Source organism: Sphingomonas sp. DBB INV C78, from assembly GCF_042693015.1.
Taxonomy (GTDB): domain Bacteria; phylum Pseudomonadota; class Alphaproteobacteria; order Sphingomonadales; family Sphingomonadaceae; genus Sphingomonas_E.
This window is the reverse complement of record NZ_CP170544.1, coordinates 2,157,143-2,172,284: the sequence shown is the minus strand read 5'-3', so window position 1 is coordinate 2,172,284 and position 15,142 is coordinate 2,157,143. Positions and strand designations below refer to the sequence as shown.

The 15,142-nt window shown below is 64.3% G+C and carries 18 protein-coding genes; 5 read left to right on the top strand and 13 right to left on the bottom strand.

Translation table 11 applies throughout. The features are described from left to right. Positions 1 to 87: 87 nt before the first annotated feature. The 8 genes from ACFB49_RS10385 to ACFB49_RS10350 all read right to left on the bottom strand — a co-directional run bounded on the left by ACFB49_RS10385 (position 88) and on the right by ACFB49_RS10350 (position 6,810). Positions 88 to 1,467 (bottom strand): methyl-accepting chemotaxis protein, encoded by a 1,380-nt coding sequence (locus ACFB49_RS10385; protein WP_380879140.1) that lies wholly within the window; start codon positions 1,465 to 1,467, stop codon positions 88 to 90. 55 nt (positions 1,468 to 1,522) lie between these two features. Next, on the bottom strand, positions 1,523 to 2,068 hold the full coding sequence (locus tag ACFB49_RS10380) for a hypothetical protein (RefSeq protein ID WP_380879138.1): 546 nt from the start codon (positions 2,066 to 2,068) through the stop codon (positions 1,523 to 1,525). A gap of 7 nt (positions 2,069 to 2,075) precedes the next feature. Beyond that, on the bottom strand, positions 2,076 to 2,597 hold the full coding sequence (locus ACFB49_RS10375) for a hypothetical protein (RefSeq protein ID WP_380879136.1): 522 nt from the start codon (positions 2,595 to 2,597) through the stop codon (positions 2,076 to 2,078). Positions 2,598 to 2,617: 20 nt separating this feature from the next. Continuing rightward, entirely contained in the window at positions 2,618 to 3,154 is a 537-nt protein-coding gene (locus tag ACFB49_RS10370; RefSeq protein ID WP_380879134.1) for a hypothetical protein, read from the bottom strand. After that, a complete protein-coding gene (locus tag ACFB49_RS10365; RefSeq protein ID WP_380879132.1) occupies positions 3,151 to 4,674 on the bottom strand; it encodes a fumarate hydratase in 1,524 nt (507 codons plus the stop codon). Before ACFB49_RS10365 ends, ACFB49_RS10370 begins: the two co-directional genes overlap by 4 nt. 98 nt (positions 4,675 to 4,772) lie before the next feature. Continuing rightward, a complete protein-coding gene (gene dmeF, locus ACFB49_RS10360; protein WP_380879130.1) occupies positions 4,773 to 5,663 on the bottom strand; it encodes a CDF family Co(II)/Ni(II) efflux transporter DmeF in 891 nt (296 codons plus the stop codon). A 13-nt stretch (positions 5,664 to 5,676) separates the two neighbouring features. Beyond that, positions 5,677 to 5,952, bottom strand: coding sequence for a metal/formaldehyde-sensitive transcriptional repressor (locus tag ACFB49_RS10355; protein ID WP_380879128.1), 276 nt, complete (start codon positions 5,950 to 5,952; stop codon positions 5,677 to 5,679). Between the two features lie 66 nt (positions 5,953 to 6,018). Then, complete coding sequence (locus ACFB49_RS10350; RefSeq protein ID WP_380879126.1) at positions 6,019 to 6,810, bottom strand: DUF2189 domain-containing protein; 792 nt, start codon at positions 6,808 to 6,810, stop codon at positions 6,019 to 6,021. Positions 6,811 to 7,484: 674 nt separating this feature from the next. Here ACFB49_RS10350 and ACFB49_RS10345 point away from each other — a divergent pair. From ACFB49_RS10345 to ACFB49_RS10335, 3 genes are all read left to right on the top strand, one after another. Then, entirely contained in the window at positions 7,485 to 9,404 is a 1,920-nt protein-coding gene (locus tag ACFB49_RS10345) for a ribonucleoside-diphosphate reductase subunit alpha (RefSeq protein WP_380879124.1), read from the top strand. A gap of 14 nt (positions 9,405 to 9,418) precedes the next feature. Then, positions 9,419 to 9,685, top strand: a complete 267-nt coding sequence (locus tag ACFB49_RS10340; RefSeq protein WP_380879122.1) for a hypothetical protein — start codon at positions 9,419 to 9,421, stop codon at positions 9,683 to 9,685. A 91-nt stretch (positions 9,686 to 9,776) separates the two neighbouring features. Further along, positions 9,777 to 10,829, top strand: a complete 1,053-nt coding sequence (locus ACFB49_RS10335) for a ribonucleotide-diphosphate reductase subunit beta (RefSeq protein WP_380879120.1) — start codon at positions 9,777 to 9,779, stop codon at positions 10,827 to 10,829. A gap of 62 nt (positions 10,830 to 10,891) precedes the next feature. On the opposite strand, the gene ACFB49_RS10330 is transcribed toward ACFB49_RS10335, so the two are convergent. Further along, positions 10,892 to 11,215 carry a DUF5615 family PIN-like protein gene (locus ACFB49_RS10330; RefSeq protein WP_380879118.1) on the bottom strand — a complete coding sequence of 108 codons (324 nt, stop codon included), beginning with the start codon at positions 11,213 to 11,215 and terminating at the stop codon, positions 10,892 to 10,894. After that, positions 11,212 to 11,526, bottom strand: a complete 315-nt coding sequence (locus ACFB49_RS10325) for a DUF433 domain-containing protein (RefSeq protein WP_380879116.1) — start codon at positions 11,524 to 11,526, stop codon at positions 11,212 to 11,214. The genes ACFB49_RS10330 and ACFB49_RS10325 overlap by 4 nt, the downstream gene beginning before the upstream one ends. Positions 11,527 to 11,573: 47 nt before the next feature. On the opposite strand from ACFB49_RS10325, the gene ACFB49_RS10320 reads away from it, so the two are divergent. Together ACFB49_RS10320 and ACFB49_RS10315 are read left to right on the top strand one after the other, a co-directional pair. Beyond that, the gene (locus ACFB49_RS10320) at positions 11,574 to 12,044 is read left to right on the top strand and encodes a DUF3592 domain-containing protein (protein ID WP_380879115.1); all 471 of its coding nucleotides are present in this window, start codon (positions 11,574 to 11,576) and stop codon (positions 12,042 to 12,044) included. 151 nt (positions 12,045 to 12,195) lie between these two features. Further along, positions 12,196 to 12,651 (top strand): glycine zipper 2TM domain-containing protein, encoded by a 456-nt coding sequence (locus ACFB49_RS10315; protein WP_380879113.1) that lies wholly within the window; start codon positions 12,196 to 12,198, stop codon positions 12,649 to 12,651. A 152-nt stretch (positions 12,652 to 12,803) separates the two neighbouring features. Here ACFB49_RS10315 and ACFB49_RS10310 read toward each other — a convergent pair whose 3' ends face one another. The 3 genes from ACFB49_RS10310 to ACFB49_RS10300 all read right to left on the bottom strand — a co-directional run bounded on the left by ACFB49_RS10310 (position 12,804) and on the right by ACFB49_RS10300 (position 15,126). Then, positions 12,804 to 13,739: a hypothetical protein gene (locus ACFB49_RS10310; RefSeq protein WP_380879111.1), complete on the bottom strand. Its 936-nt coding sequence runs from the start codon at positions 13,737 to 13,739 to the stop codon at positions 12,804 to 12,806. A gap of 167 nt (positions 13,740 to 13,906) precedes the next feature. Further along, positions 13,907 to 14,503 carry a YdeI family protein gene (locus ACFB49_RS10305; RefSeq protein ID WP_380879109.1) on the bottom strand — a complete coding sequence of 199 codons (597 nt, stop codon included), beginning with the start codon at positions 14,501 to 14,503 and terminating at the stop codon, positions 13,907 to 13,909. Then, entirely contained in the window at positions 14,500 to 15,126 is a 627-nt protein-coding gene (locus tag ACFB49_RS10300) for an arylesterase (RefSeq protein ID WP_380879108.1), read from the bottom strand. Before ACFB49_RS10300 ends, ACFB49_RS10305 begins: the two co-directional genes overlap by 4 nt. Positions 15,127 to 15,142 lie beyond the last annotated feature (16 nt).

Below are 15,142 nucleotides of genomic sequence, written 5' to 3'. Positions count from 1 at the left end.
GCTGGGATCTCAGGCGGTTAAAGTGCTGCGAAAGCCGCGAGCGATCCCAGCTTTCGCTGGGATGACGTTATGGGAGCGATGGCAGTTTCAGCCCTGATCCTCATAGGCAAGCTGCAATATGCCCCAATGCTTGCCGCCCACGTGGATCGACGCGATCACCTGCTTCAGCAGCATCACGCCGCCGCCCGCCACCGGCCGGCGATAGGCCTTCAGCCAGAAGGGTTGGGTCATCCGGCACTGGATGCGCTGATCCTCATAATCGAAGAACACCTGATGACGGCTGAACTCGGCGTTCCAGATGGGATCGTCGCGGCGCGGCTGTGATCGTTCGGGCATCTGCACCGCGCCGAACGTGTTGCGATCGGTCAGCGACATGCCGAAGAAGCCCGGGAAGCCCCGCGCCTTTTCCTGATAGGGCCGTGCCGCGGCGACGATCAGCGCGGTTGCCGGGTGGTCATATTGGGCGGGGTCGGTGCCGGGGATCGGCTCGTAATGATCCGACAGCACCTTATCGATCGTGATCCGACCGGCGGCGATATCCGCCTCCAGCGCCGCGCCGATCGCCTTCGCCGCATCAAGGCCGAAGCGGACATAGGGGCTGTCGGGTATCTCGATCTCGGTCTCGGCGAAATGCTGGAGCAGGACGTTGGTGTCGTCGCTGACATGGCTCAGCCGGTCGCGCAGCCGCACCAGGTCCGCCGCATTGGCGCTGGACGTGGCACTCAGCGCGTCGAGGCCGGTGCGGATGCCCGTCACCGATCCGACGATCGATTCCAGGCTGCCCGCCACCGCGTCGCTATTGTCGGAAAGCCCGCGCATCAGGGTCGACAGGCTCGAAACCAGCGTTTCGATCTCCTGCGTGCCCTCATGCGCTGATCGCGCCATATCGACGCCGGTGCCGATCCGGCCGAGCATCGCATGCGCCTCCACCGTCAACGCACCGATCGATTCGTTGATCTTCTGCGTGGCGGCGGCGGTTTCCTGCGCGAGCTTCTTCACCTCGCTCGCCACCACCGCGAAGCCGCGACCCGCGTCGCCTGCGCGGGCGGCTTCGATCGTGGCGTTGAGCGCGAGCAGGTTGGTCTGCCCGGCAATCTCGCTGATCGCCTCGGTCACGCTCGCCACCGTCGCCAGCGCGGCGTTGAAGCTGCCGAGGCCCGCGTGGATCTGGCTGACCTGTTCGATCAGATCGACGACATTGTCCGTGGCACTATCCAGTCGCGCGCTGGAATCGGCGATCACGCTGCGCGCCGCCGATGCCTTTTCCTTGGCGTCGCGCGCGGTGAGCGCCACCGTCGCGCGGTCGCGCTCCAGCCGATCGGCATCGTCGCCGATCTGTTCTACGGTATTGGCTTGTTCGGTCACGCGGTCGGCCAAGGCGGCAATGTCCGCCTGCAGGTCGAGCGTCCGAATCCCAAGGTCGCCTGAAAGCTTCGCCGCCTTCACGACCGTCTGTGCGATCTCCATCCGGCATATTCCCCACTGAATTGGGCGATGATACGCGCGGATGCCTAACAAGCCGTCAACGCTTGCGCCGCCGCTCCTTGGGGGTTTTCAGGCGATAGCGCCGTGCATCGATCCGCTCCGCCAACAGGGCTGAAATGGCATCTTCATCGCGCTTCAGCCGGCCGCGATGCGCGAAGGAAAGCGCGACGACGATCGCTATCATCACGAGCGGTGGCGCCATCAGCAGCATGCGGACGAGCGGGCCGACATAGCGCGTCACACCGATATAGATCGAATAAGCGGCCATGCCGATGAACCAGAACAGCATGTAGCGGCCGGTCGCGGTCGGCACGCGGAAACGCCCGCGGATCATCGTCGCCGATCCATCCTTGAAGATACGGGCGTACAGGCCGAACTCGCTGTCCTTGTGCTTGGCGCGGTGGCGGCAGAGGATCTGCAGCGAATGCTTGTCGACCCCGCCGACGAAGAGCATCTCCGCGTCGCTCGTCTTGAAATCCACCTCGTCCTTGCGCGTCAGCGCCGGGCGTAGGCGTTCGACGCACTCCTCGGGCGAAAGCGGCGAACGGTATCGGGCGTCGCGTCCCGTGATCTCGGGGATCATGCAGCGCTCACCGCTCGCTCTGCTCGACGCGATAGCAGCATCCGGCCAGCGTCGCACCGGGATGGCTGTCGACCGTGCTCACCGAATGCGCGACGATATAAGTGAAGCGCATGCCGAGATCGGCATCGTCGACCACCTTCTCGTCGACGATCCGTTCGCCCAGGAATTTCGCTCCGCCCGGAAACGCATTCTCGACATTCAACGCCCTGGCCACCTCGGCCGCGGGGAGGCCCGGCAGCACCGCCAATACGCCGGAGCTGGCAAGCGCGATCCTGTCCGTCGTCGTGCCGAAGGCCTTGATCGGCTGCGGCAGCCGATATTCGGCCAGCATCGGATTGCCGCCCTCAATCTTCTTCCAGCCGAGCGTGCCCGCACCATCATCCGATCCGACCAGCCAGAAGGCGAAGCCATTATAGGTCCGCACGTCGAGCTTGCAGGCGATCGCCTCCTCAAGCCGGATCGTGGAGGGATCGAAATCCTTGTCCTCGGCCAATGCGGGTACGGAAGCCGACAGAATCAGCACCGCCACCAGCCATCGCCGTGCCATCCCTATCGCTGCCCTTCTTCGGTGCGATAGCTGCACCCCGCGAAGGTCATGCCGGGATAGCGGGTCAGCACGGTGACGATCAGCACTCTCTTGTAGGTCATATCCATGCCGAGATCGGCGTCGCGCTCCACCTGCCGGTCGATCACCCGCTCACCGAGGAAGCGGTCCGCGGTCGGCGTCGTGTTCTGGATGCCTGCTTCCCCGGCGATGGATGCCGGCGCCACGTCCGGCAAGATCGCGAGGACTGCCGTCCCCGCCAGCGCAATCCGATCGGTCGTGTGGCCGAGGATATTGGCGGGGGTGGGCAGGCGATATTCGACGACGGTCGGGTCCCGACCCTCGACCCGCGTCCATTTGCGCTTGGCGGCGCCATTGTCCGGGCCGGTCAGCCAGGAAATGAGGCCGTTATAGTGGCGGGCGTCCATCCGGCAGGCGAGGATATCCTCGACACTCACGCCCACCGGATCGAAGGTCGCTGCCGGGGCTGCGGCAGGGGCGGCGATCAGCGCCGCGAAGAGGATCGCGGCGCCACGCATCATGCGTTCTCCAGCAGCTTTTCCCTGGCGATCTTCTCGCGCCAGACCAGCGGGGCCATGTGGTGGACATTCTGGCCGGTGGAATCCACCGCCACCGTCACCGGCATGTCCTGCACGTCGAACTCGTAGATCGCTTCCATGCCGAGATCCTCGAAGCCCACGACCTTTGCGCCCTTGATGGCGCGCGCCACAAGATAAGCCGCTCCGCCGACCGCCATCAAGTAGGCGGCCTTGTGCTTCTTGATCGATTCCACCGCGGCCGGCCCGCGCTCGGCCTTGCCGACCATCGCGATCAGCCCGGTCTGCTCCAGCATCATGTCGGTGAACTTGTCCATCCGCGTCGCGGTGGTGGGGCCGGCGGGGCCGACAACCTCGTCACGCACCGGATCGACCGGGCCGACATAATAGATCACCCGGCCCTTGAAGCTGACGGGCAGTTCCTCGCCCTTTGCCAGCATGTCCTGGATGCGCTTGTGCGCGGCGTCGCGGCCGGTCAGCATCTTGCCGTTGAGGAGCAGCCGGTCGCCCGGCTGCCAGCTTGCCACCACCTCGGGCGTCAGCGTGTCGAGGTCGACCTTGATCGCGTCCTTGCTGGGCGTCCACTGCACGTTCGGCCATTCGTCCAGGCTCGGCGGATCGAGATAGGTCGGCCCCGAACCGTAGAGGGTGAAGTGCGCGTGGCGGGTGGCCGCGCAGTTCGGGATCATCGCCACCGGCTTCGATGCCGCGTGGGTCGGATAATCCATGATCTTGACGTCGAGGATGGTGGCAAGCCCGCCCAGTCCCTGCGCGCCGATGCCGAGCGCGTTGACCTTGTCGAAGATCTCGATGCGCAGCCGCTCGATATCATTCTCAGGCCCGCGCTGCTTCAACTGCGCCATGTCGATATGGCCCATCAGCGATTCCTTGGCGAGGCTCATCGCCTTTTCCGCGGTGCCGCCGATGCCGATGCCCAGCATGCCGGGCGGGCACCAGCCGGCGCCCATCTGCGGCACCATTTCCAGCACCCAGTCGACGATGCTGTCGGACGGGTTGAGCATCTTGAACTTGGACTTGTTCTCGCTGCCGCCGCCCTTGGCTGCGACATCGATATGCACCTTGGCGCCCGGCACCATCTCGACATTCATCACGCAGGGCGTGTTGTCCTTGGTGTTGACGCGGCTGAACGCGGGGTCCTTCAGGATCGAGGCGCGCAGGCGGTTTTCGGGGTGCAGGTAAGCGCGGCGGACGCCCTCATCGACCACGTCCTGCAGCGATTTGTCGCTGTCGAGGATGCACTGCTGGCCCCACTTGATGAAGACGGTGACGATGCCGGTGTCCTGGCAGATCGGGCGATGCCCTTCGGCACACATGCGGCTGTTGGTCAGGATCTGCGCGATCGCGTCCTTCGCTGCCGGGCCCTGTTCCGCCTCATAGGCGTCGCCCAGCGCGCGGATATAATCCATCGGGTGATAATAGCTGATATATTGGAGCGCGTCGGCGACGCTCTCGATCAGATCGGCTTCCTTGATGGTGACGGTCATGTGGCCCCTCAAAGGCTGGATGCGGACGCGAACATTATTCTGTCGCGGCGTCCCTACGCCCGAGGCCGAAGGCGTGCAATCCCGTAGCGGCAGGCGCTTCAGCGCACCTCGACCGTCACATGCGCCAGTTCATGCACCGGGCGCAGGCGAGCGCGCAGTGTATCGCATGGAACCGACCCCGCGACGCTGACGATCGCGGCGTGGGCATCGGGGCCGACGCGCCAGATGTGGAGGTCGGTGATGCGGGCGTCGCCCGGTCCCTCCACCGCCTCGCGCACTTCGTCGACGAGATGCGGGTCGGCGGTGTCGAGCAATACGGCCGCGGTGTCGCGCACCAGCGACCAGGACCAGCGGGCGATGACGATGGCGCCGACGATCCCCATCACCGGATCGAGCCAGATCCAGCCGAGATAACGCCCGGCCAGCAGCGCGGCGATCGCCAGCACCGATGTCAGCGCGTCGGCGAGGACGTGGAGATAGGCCGCGCGGAGATTATTGTCGTGGCCGTGGCCATGATGATGATGTCCGTGGTCATGCCCGTGCCCCAATAGCAGCGCGCTCACGACATTCACCGCCAGCCCCAGCACCGCCACCAGCGTCGCTTCGCCGAATGCCACGTTGGTCGGGTTGGCCAAGCGGATGACGGATTCGACCGCGATCCCCAGCGCGACGATTCCCAGCACCAGCGCCGATGCGAAGCCGGCCAGATCCCCCACCTTGCCCGTGCCGAAGCTGTAGCGGGGGTTGGTCGCATGCCGGCGGGCATAGGCATAAGCGATCGCGGCGACGCCCAGCGCGCCCGCGTGCGTCGCCATGTGGAAGCCGTCGGCGAGCAGCGCCATCGATCCCGTGGCATAGCCGGCGGCGATCTCACCCACCATCATCGCCGCGGTCAGCGCCACAACCCAGCGCGTGCGCCGCGCATTGGCGTCGTGCGACGCGCTCAGGAAATCGTGGCTATGCGTCAGTGCGGCAATGTCTGCGGGCATGGAAAAAGCGGTCCTAGCGGAAATGGCGGCGCAGGACGGCGGCAAGCTCGTCCGCGCCCTGCTGGCGTTGCTCGGGGGTCAGGTCGTCCGCGGCGACATGGGTGCGCAGATGTTCTTCGGCGATCTCGTCCATCAGCCCGGCAACCGCGCCGCGCACCGCGGCGACGAGGTGCAGCGTCTCGCCGCACGGCGCGTCGGCGGCGACGGCGCGCTCGACCGCGGCCACTTGGCCCGCGATGCGCCGGACGCGCGCGATGATCCTGTCCTTGTCGGCGGAGATATGTCCCATAGGGTAGGGGGGTATCCTATGGGCAGGCGGCGGGCAAGGGTAAAGCCCTCACCCGCCGGAAGGCGCCTACCGTTCGACCAACCGGGTGTAGAGGTGCCAGGTCGCGTAACCGAGCACCGGCAGCACCACGGCAAGGCCCACGAACAGCGGGATGCAGCCGATCACCAGCAATGCGGCGACGATCAGGCCCCAGATTGCGATCTGGACCGGATTGTGCGCGCTCGCCTTGAACGATGTCGCGATCGCGGTGCCGACATGGACGGGCTTGTCGACCAGCATCGGGAAGGTGACGACGCTCGCCGCCAGCGCCAGGATGGCGAAGCCCAGGCCCACGAGATTGCCGAAGATGATGAGCTGCCACCCTTCGGTGGTGTTGAACATCTGCGTCAGGAAGGCCGTGATGTCGAGGCCGCTGCTCTGGCCGAAGCTGCCCTGATAGAGCCGCCACGCAGTGCCCAGCCAGCACAGGAACAGCAGCGCCAGCGTCAGCGTCGCCAGCAGCAATTCCTTGGCGGCCGGTCCAGCCCACGGGTCGAAGAAGTGCGACCAGTCGGATTCCAGCCCCTGTTCGCGCCGCCGCGCCAGCTCGTAGAAGCCTACCGCGACCGTCGGCCCCATCAGCGACAGGCCGGCGACCAGCGGGAACAGCAACGGCATCAGTTCGCCATTGAGCGCGAACCAGGCGGCAATGAAGCCGACCAGCGGATAGATGAAGCCGACGAGCAATATGTCGCCGCGTTTCTCCTTGAAGTCGGCCCAGCCCTCGGCGAGCGCCCAGCGCAGATCGGCGACGGTGATCTTGTTGACGTGCGGAACCGCGGTGTCGGTGGTGCTACGGTTGATTGCGACCATCAGCATGCCCTCCTCGTGCCGGTGGGCGAGCTTCGCGAGCCCGCCACGCGAGCAACAATTTGGCCGCCGGCCGAAGGCGCATCGAAACCACAGGGCCCGTGGTCGACGGCGGACGTTGACTCTACCCCTAGGGGGCGTGTTCAGGAAGCGAAATCGCGGAGCCGGGCGGGCGGCTCGCCGCGGCGACGCAGCTATTGGGCTCCCTGTATCCCGGACACCACATATAGGGGGTGTCGACGGTGCATTCGGGGCATGAGTCCGTTGCGCATCACCCACAGAAAAATTTTTATGTTCTCAACCTGTTCTCTTGCGCGCAGAGGAATGCAGGAAAGTCCACGCGTCGCACCCGGTCGGGCGCAAAAAACGGGACTCGGATACCATGCCGTCAACCCCTTAAGTGGACTTATCCCCGTCAAATTGCATCTTGCGTCCTGAGTCAGATGGGGCACTATGGATAGTGGTAATGTCAGGGGGCTGGCCCAAGAGATTGTTAGCGCCGCGCCGCACCCTATATTGCGGAAAGGCCGTTCGCGTCTCTTCGAAAGCCGGGGATAAGGCGATATTCGCGGTCCCCTTCGGCCCCTGACATGCTACCTTCGGGGTTCGTCCCCGAGTCGAACATTCTGGGAACGTCTGGCCACCGCGGCCATTCCAACCCAACAGACCAGGGGCGCGCGACAATGGACCTTTCAGGCGGCAACACGGAAGCGAGCTCGAACGACGTGGCGACAATTCTCGATACTCCCAAGGCCGACAAGGTTGAGGCGGGCAGCGCCAGCAGCCAGAGCAGCCAGGGCGCGCTCAAGGCGCCCTATCCGGTCGAGGTCGATCATGGCCGCGACGCGCTCCTCACCGATTTCGGCAAGGAGACGCTGAAGGACCGCTATCTGCTTCCGGGCGAAAGCTATCAGGATCTCTTCGTCCGCGTGGCTTCGGCCTATGCCGATGATGCCGCGCACGCCCAGCGCCTCTACGACTATATCTCGAAGCTGTGGTTCATGCCGTCGACGCCGGTGCTGTCGAACGGCGGCACCGGGCGTGGCCTGCCGATCAGCTGCTACCTGAACTCGGTCGATGACAGCCTGCAGGCGATCACCGAGATCTGGAACGAGAATGTCTGGCTCGCCTCGCGCGGCGGCGGCATCGGCACCTATTGGGGCAATGTCCGCGGCATTGGCGAGCCGGTCGGCCTCAACGGCAAGACCTCGGGCATCATCCCCTTCGTCCGCGTGATGGATTCGCTGACGCTCGCGATTTCGCAGGGTTCGCTCCGCCGCGGTTCGGCCGCCTGCTATCTCGATGTCTCGCACCCGGAGATCGAGGAGTTCCTCGAAATCCGCAAACCCTCGGGCGATTTCAACCGTAAGGCGCTCAACCTCCACCATGGCGTGCTGCTGACCGACGCCTTCATGGAAGCCGTGCGCGACGGTTCCGAGTGGGAACTGAAGTCGCCCAAGGACGGCAGCGTCCGCGCCAAGGTCGATGCCCGCGCTCTGTTCCAGAAGCTGGTCGAAACCCGGCTGGCGACCGGCGAGCCCTATATCGTGTTCAACGACACGGTGAACCGGGCGATGCCCAAGCATCACCGCGAACTCGGCCTCAAGGTTTCGACCTCGAACCTCTGCTCGGAAATCACGCTGCCCACCGGCCGCGACCATCTCGGTAACGATCGCACCGCGGTCTGCTGCCTCTCTTCGCTCAACCTCGAAATGTGGGACGAGTGGAACGGCGACAAGCAGTTCGTCGAGGATGTGATGCGCTTCCTCGACAATGTGCTGACCGACTATATCGATCGCGCGCCGGAAGAGATGGCCCGCGCCCGTTATTCGGCGATGCGGGAACGCTCGGTCGGCCTCGGCGTCATGGGCTTCCACAGCTTCCTCCAGGCGCGCAACATCGCGTTCGAAGGGGCGATGGCGAAGAGCTGGAACCTCCGCATGTTCAAGCACATCCGCGCCAAGGCGGATGAGGCGTCGATGCTGCTCGCGTCCGAACGCGGCGCCTGCCCCGATGCCGAGGAACGCGGCGTGATGGAGCGTTTCAGCTGCAAGATGGCGATCGCGCCGACCGCGTCGATCAGCATCATCTGCGGCGGCACCTCGGCCTGCATCGAGCCAATCCCGGCGAATATCTACACGCACAAGACGCTGTCCGGCAGCTTCTCGATCAAGAATCCCTATCTGCAGAAGCTCTTGCAGGAAAAGTCCAAGGATTCGGACAATGTGTGGAACACGATCCTCGAACAGGGCGGATCGGTCCAGCATCTCGATTTCCTCAGCCAGGAGGAAAAGGACACCTACAAGACCAGCTTCGAGATCGACCAGCGCTGGCTGATCGAGCTGGCCGCGGATCGCACGCCTTATATCGACCAGGCGACGTCCTTGAACCTGTTCATCCCCGCCGATGTCGAGAAGTGGGATCTGCTGATGCTCCACTTCCGCGCGTGGGAACTGGGCATCAAGTCGCTTTATTATCTGCGCTCGAAGTCGATCCAGCGCGCGGGCTTCGCCGGCGGGGTGGAGGCGGACAATACGCCCGATCTCAAGAAGATCGAGCTGGCCTCGTCCACCGACTATGACGAATGCCTGGCCTGCCAGTGAGGGGATTGGAGATTATGACCACTCCCGGCTGGGCACTGATCGTGCCGATCGCGGCGTTCAACATCGTCATCGGCCTGTGGAGCCTGCGCGACGCGGCCCGCCATGCGCGCTATATCAAGAGCCGCATCGGCGCCGGCGATCCGCTGTTCGAGGAGCAGAGCCGCCACCCCGATTTTCCGGGGATGAAGGAAGTCAGCTCCACCCGCGCCAAGGGCATCATCCTCACGCTTTCGGGCATTGTGCTGCTGATGCTGCTATACTTGCCCAAGCTGACGGGCTGATTTCTCTGGCGTCATCCCAGTGCAGGCTGGGATCGGGCCGCCACAAGAGTTTCAAGATCCCGGCCCGCCGGGACGACGAAGGAAGAAGACCATGCCTCTCCTCCAGGCCTCCCGCACCTACAAGCCCTTCGAATATCCGTGGGCGTTCGAATATTGGAAGCGCCAGCAGCAGCTCCACTGGCTGCCGGAAGAAGTGCCGCTGGGCGAGGATTGCCGCGATTGGGCGCAGAAGCTCGATCAGTCGGAACGCAACCTGCTGACGCAGATCTTCCGCTTCTTCACGCAAGCCGATGTCGAGGTGCAGGATTGCTACCACGACAAATATGGCCGCGTGTTCAAGCCGACCGAAGTGAAGATGATGCTGACGGCGTTCAGCAACATGGAAACGGTGCATATCGCAGCCTACAGCCACCTGCTCGATACGATCGGCATGCCCGAAACCGAATATTCGGCCTTCCTCCAATATAAGGAGATGAAGGACAAGCATGACTATCTGGCGCAGTTCGGCGTCGACAATGACGAGGATATTGCCCGCACCTTGGCGATGTTCGGCGGCTTCACCGAAGGGCTCCAGCTCTTCGCGTCGTTCGCCATGCTGATGAACTTCCCGCGCTTCAACAAGATGAAGGGCATGGGCCAGATCGTCACCTGGTCGGTCCGCGACGAAAGCCTCCACTGCGAAGGCATCATCCGCCTGTTCCACGCCTTCGTGAAGGAGCGGAACTGCCTGACGCCGGCGGTGCGCGACGACATTCTCGATCAGTGCCAGAAGACGGTGCGTCTGGAAGACGCCTTCATCGATCTCGTCTTCGAAATGGGTCCGGTGCCGGGCATGACGCCCAAGGACATCAAGAAATATGTCCGCTACATCGCCGATTGGCGCCTCGGCCAGCTCGGCCTCAAGCCGATCTACATGATCGACGATCACCCGCTGCCCTGGCTCGCACCGCTGTTGAACGGCGTCGAGCACGCCAACTTCTTCGAAACCCGCGCCACCGAATATTCCAAGGCCGCGACCCGCGGCAATTGGGGCGAAGTGTGGGACGCCTTCGACCGCCGCAAGGCCGCCAAGGACGTCCCCGTCGCGAATGAGGACGTCGCCGGCGACGACATGTTCACGCGGGCGGGCGTCGCGGCGGAATAAGCGCCAAAAGGGAGAGGGACAGCCGGGCGAAAGCCCGGCAGGGTGGGGCACTACGCCTGAGCTTATCGCACTTCGATCAGCCGTTCGCCCGCCGCAAACAGCTTCTCGATTTCGGACCAGCGCGGTTCGAGCCATGCGATCAACGCCCGATTACTGGCATTGCCGCACCGCAACCAGAGCAGTACGAACCGGTCTGGCAGGCGTAGTGCGAGGAAATCATCGTCTTTCGTCACCAGCACCAGCCCGGCGGCTTCGGCGTGCTCTGCGATGATCGCATCGGGCGTGGCCCCGGGCAAGACATCCACAACATGAACCGCCTCATGTCCGCGCGCTTCCAGCCAGCGGCACAAGGCTGGCGGCAATTGCGCGTCGACGAGAAACTTCATTCAGCGGCGAGGACAACCGGGTGGTCGAGCGCCTGCGCGGCATAACCGATACAGGCACGCACATCTTCGGGCGAGAGATAGGGGAAGTCTTCCACGATCTCCGCCTCATTCGCGCCCCCGGCCAGCATTTCCAACACATCGGTCACGCGCACGCGGGTGCCGGCCACGATCGGGCGGCCGCCGCAGATGGCGGGATCGATGGCAATGCGGGGGTGGCCGGCGATCTGCATGGGCCAATGATGCGGACTAATGCCGGCATGGTCAATTGGCAGAGGCTGCTCCACATTGCCTCCCCCCACCACCCATGCCATCCTCCGCCCCGGGGTTCGCGCGCATTCCATCGGGGGAGGGCTGCCGCATGTGGCCGAAGGTCTTATTCTTTTGCATCGGGTTGCTGATCGCCGGGCTGACCGGCGGCATGTATGGCTATGGCTGGTATCGGCTGTCGGCGTCGGATGCGTGGGAGGAGACGCAGGCCCGCGTCCTGGCCTCCAGCTATCACGCCCACGAAAGCACGGATTCGGATGGCGATCGCAGCGTCTCGTACGAACCGCTGATCCGCTATCTCTACACGGTCGAAGGCCGCGAATATCGCGGGCGGGCGATCCGCCTGTCCAACGACACCTCGTTCAACGATTCCTACGAAGCCGATGATTTCGTCGCCGCCTTCCCCGCGGGGCGGGTGGTGCCGGTCTATTATGACCCCGCCGATCCGAAGGACGCCGCTTTGATCATCGAGCCGCCGTCCGCATTGCTGCTGATCGGTGTCGCCTTCGGCGCGATCTTCATGGCCGTCGGTGCCTTCGCGCCCCGCTTCGACAGGGCATGATCGGCTGACGGCCCCGCGTGGGTATCCGCATAAAGCCCGGATTCCCGTGTGTTTTTCCGATACGGAACATGAACGACACGTAGTTATGGGTTCATGCAACCTGCTGCATGATGGCCTCGTTGTCGCAGAAGTTTCGAAAGGGAGAACATAAATGCGCAAGGTCATCATCACCGCGGTGCTCGCCGCTCTCGCCGTCCCGATGACGCCGGCGCTCGCGGACCGCGATCATGGCCGCAATGGCAATCCGGGCCACGGCTGGAATGACGAGCGCCATGGCGGCAAGCATTACGACAAGCGCTACAAGAAGTCGGATCGCCGCTATGTCGACCGCAATCGTTACTGGGAAGGTGATCGTTACTATAATAACGGCCGTTATGAAGGTCGCCGTCTTGCTTACAACGATCGCGTCTATCGCGGGAACAACGGCAATTATTATTGCAAGCGCGATGACGGCACCACCGGCCTGATCATCGGCGCCGCGGGCGGTGCGCTGCTCGGCCGGATGCTCGATAGCAATGGCGATCGCATGCTCGGTACGTTGCTGGGCGGCGGTGCGGGCGCTTTGCTCGGCCGCGAGATCGACCGCGGCGACGTGCGCTGCCGTTAAGGGGAGGGGGCTTCGGCCCCCTTTTCAATTCCTCCCATCCCGTTTGTGTCGAGCGAAGTCGAGACACGGCCCCAGGCAAACCCTTGCGGCAAGCATGTCTCGACTACGCTCGACACCAACCGATTGGCGGCGGGAAGCACCGGGCAGCCGGTCTACATATCCTCCCCGTCCGCCCCGAATTCCACCAGTTTCCACCCCGTCGCGGTCTTCCCGAAATAATAGCCATATGGCCCACAGAATACGGTGAAGCGGTTCTCCTCCTTCGCTGGCCTGGCGCTCGCCAGGCACGGCCGCTGCATCACTGAAAAGATGCTCATCCACAGGCTGTCGAACTCGTCGGCGCCCAGATCATGCCCACCGAACTGGAAGGGGAACTGGGTCAGCGCCTTCACTGTCGCCTGATCTTCCTTGGCGATCGCATCGGCAAAGGCGATCCAGAATGCCGCGAAATCGGGCGGCAGCCCATCCACCTTGGGCGGCCCGGCGGGTGCTGCGGCCAGCATCATCCCACCGGGGGCACCCGGCCGCGGCGGCCCCAGTTCCAGCCGGGTGATGCGCCGTTCGCTGTCATACCAGTCGTCGATGAAATAGCTCGCCTTCGCCCACATCCCGTCTTTGATCTCCACCGGCGGATCGACCGCGTTGGTGAAGCTTGCCTGGCTCGGATAAGCGCCGGCGATGAAGGTGAAGGGCGTCTGCCCCACATAGAAATATTCGTAGGTGGTCGTGTCATAGCGGTCATAACTGCCGACACCCGCGCCGCGCGACGACCCCACCCATCGTCTCTCGGTCCAGCGCTTGTGGCCGCTGATGGGTCCCTCGACGGTGGTGACGTCACCGCTAAGCGCGCGGGCCTGCACACGGTTGTGGTCGGCGATCGGCAGCGCGACCATCAGTAGCGCCAGGAACACCGCCAGCCCCGCCGCGAGCTTCCAGTAGAGCCGCCGCTTGCTTGTCTTCCACAGCCACAATGTCAACGCGACGGCCGCCAGCGGGAACAGCAGGAACAGCCACTGGTCGAACGCAATCGCCGTCGCATCATGCACCACCCGCATCGCCGTCTCCGCCCGATCGTTGCCGCTGCGCAACTATCGCCCATGTGCGGGCGACGGGGAAGGGGGGCTTCTGCCTTGCCCTTCCCCCAAAATTAACGTCATCCCAGCGCCGGCTGGGATCTCCTTGTTCTAGGGGAGGCGCTAGAAGGCTAGAGATTCCAGCCTGCGCTGGAATGACGTGTCAGGGAATTTAAGGCGTTTCAGCAGGCCTCATATTTCCAGTTGCGCTTCTTGCCCTCGGCGATCCATTCCACCGCCTGCGCCAGTCGCTTCGCCCGCGTCTCCGGCCGTTTTGCCTCGACGATCCATTCCACATATTCGCGGCGCTGGCCGGGCGCGAAGCCGTCGAACACCGTCTGCGCCGCGGGGTTGGCGGCAAGTGCTGCCACCAGATCCTCCGGCGGCTCGACGGGCGGTTTGGGATGCTTGAGCACGCGCGGCGATTTCGTGCCCGTGTCGATCAGCGCCATCGCCTTGCCGATCAGCTCGGCCAGCGTGGCATCGTCGGGCAGGTCGGCGAGGCTGGCGATCTTGCCGAACTGGCCCATCGCGCTCTTTTCTTCGGGCGTTCCCGTCACTTCGGCCCCGCGCCAGAAGCCGAAGGCGGCATGTTCCTTGAACGCGGCCATGCTGCACAGGATCTGGCCCTTGTACATGAAGGCCGGGCTCGACCATTTGATCGCTTCCTCCGCCTCCGGGCAGGCTGCGTGAACACGGTTGCGCAGATGGGCCATGATCGGCCGGGCGAACGCGGCCTTCCGCTCGATATAGGCATCCACCCGCGGATCGCGTGTCATCGGCCCAGCCCCTTCCTCACCTGCGGCAGGATGCCCCGGACGATCACGTCCACACCACGGGCATTGGGATGCATCCCGTCCTTCAGCAGCAAAGCGCGGTTGGTCGCCACGCCCGCCAGGAAGAAGGGATATAGCGGAACAGCGTGCTTGCGGGCCAGCGCGGGATAGATGGCGTTGAACTCCCGCGTATAGGCCGCGCCCATATTTGGCGACGCTTGCATCCCCGCCAGCAGGATCGGGATCTTCCGCCGTTTGAGCTCGGTCAGGATCGCGTCGAGATTGGTCCGCGTCTGCGCATTGGGCAGGCCGCGCAGCATGTCGTTGGCGCCGAGTTCGACGATCACCAGGTCCGGCTTCGCCTTCAGCGCATTCAGCACCCAGCCGAGCCGCGCCTTGCCCTGCGCCGTGGTGTCGCCAGAAACGCCGGCATTGTGGACGCGCGCGGGCACGCCGCTCTTGCGCAGCGCCGCCTCCAGCTTCGGCGCGAACCCCTCGCTGGGTTTCAACTGATACCCCGCCATCAGGCTGTCGCCGAACGCCACGACCAGCTTGTCGGCAGCATAAGCGGGCAGGGTAACGAACAATGTCAGCAAGGCGGCGGCATGGACAATCAGCCGGCGCACGCCATATGCGGAACGA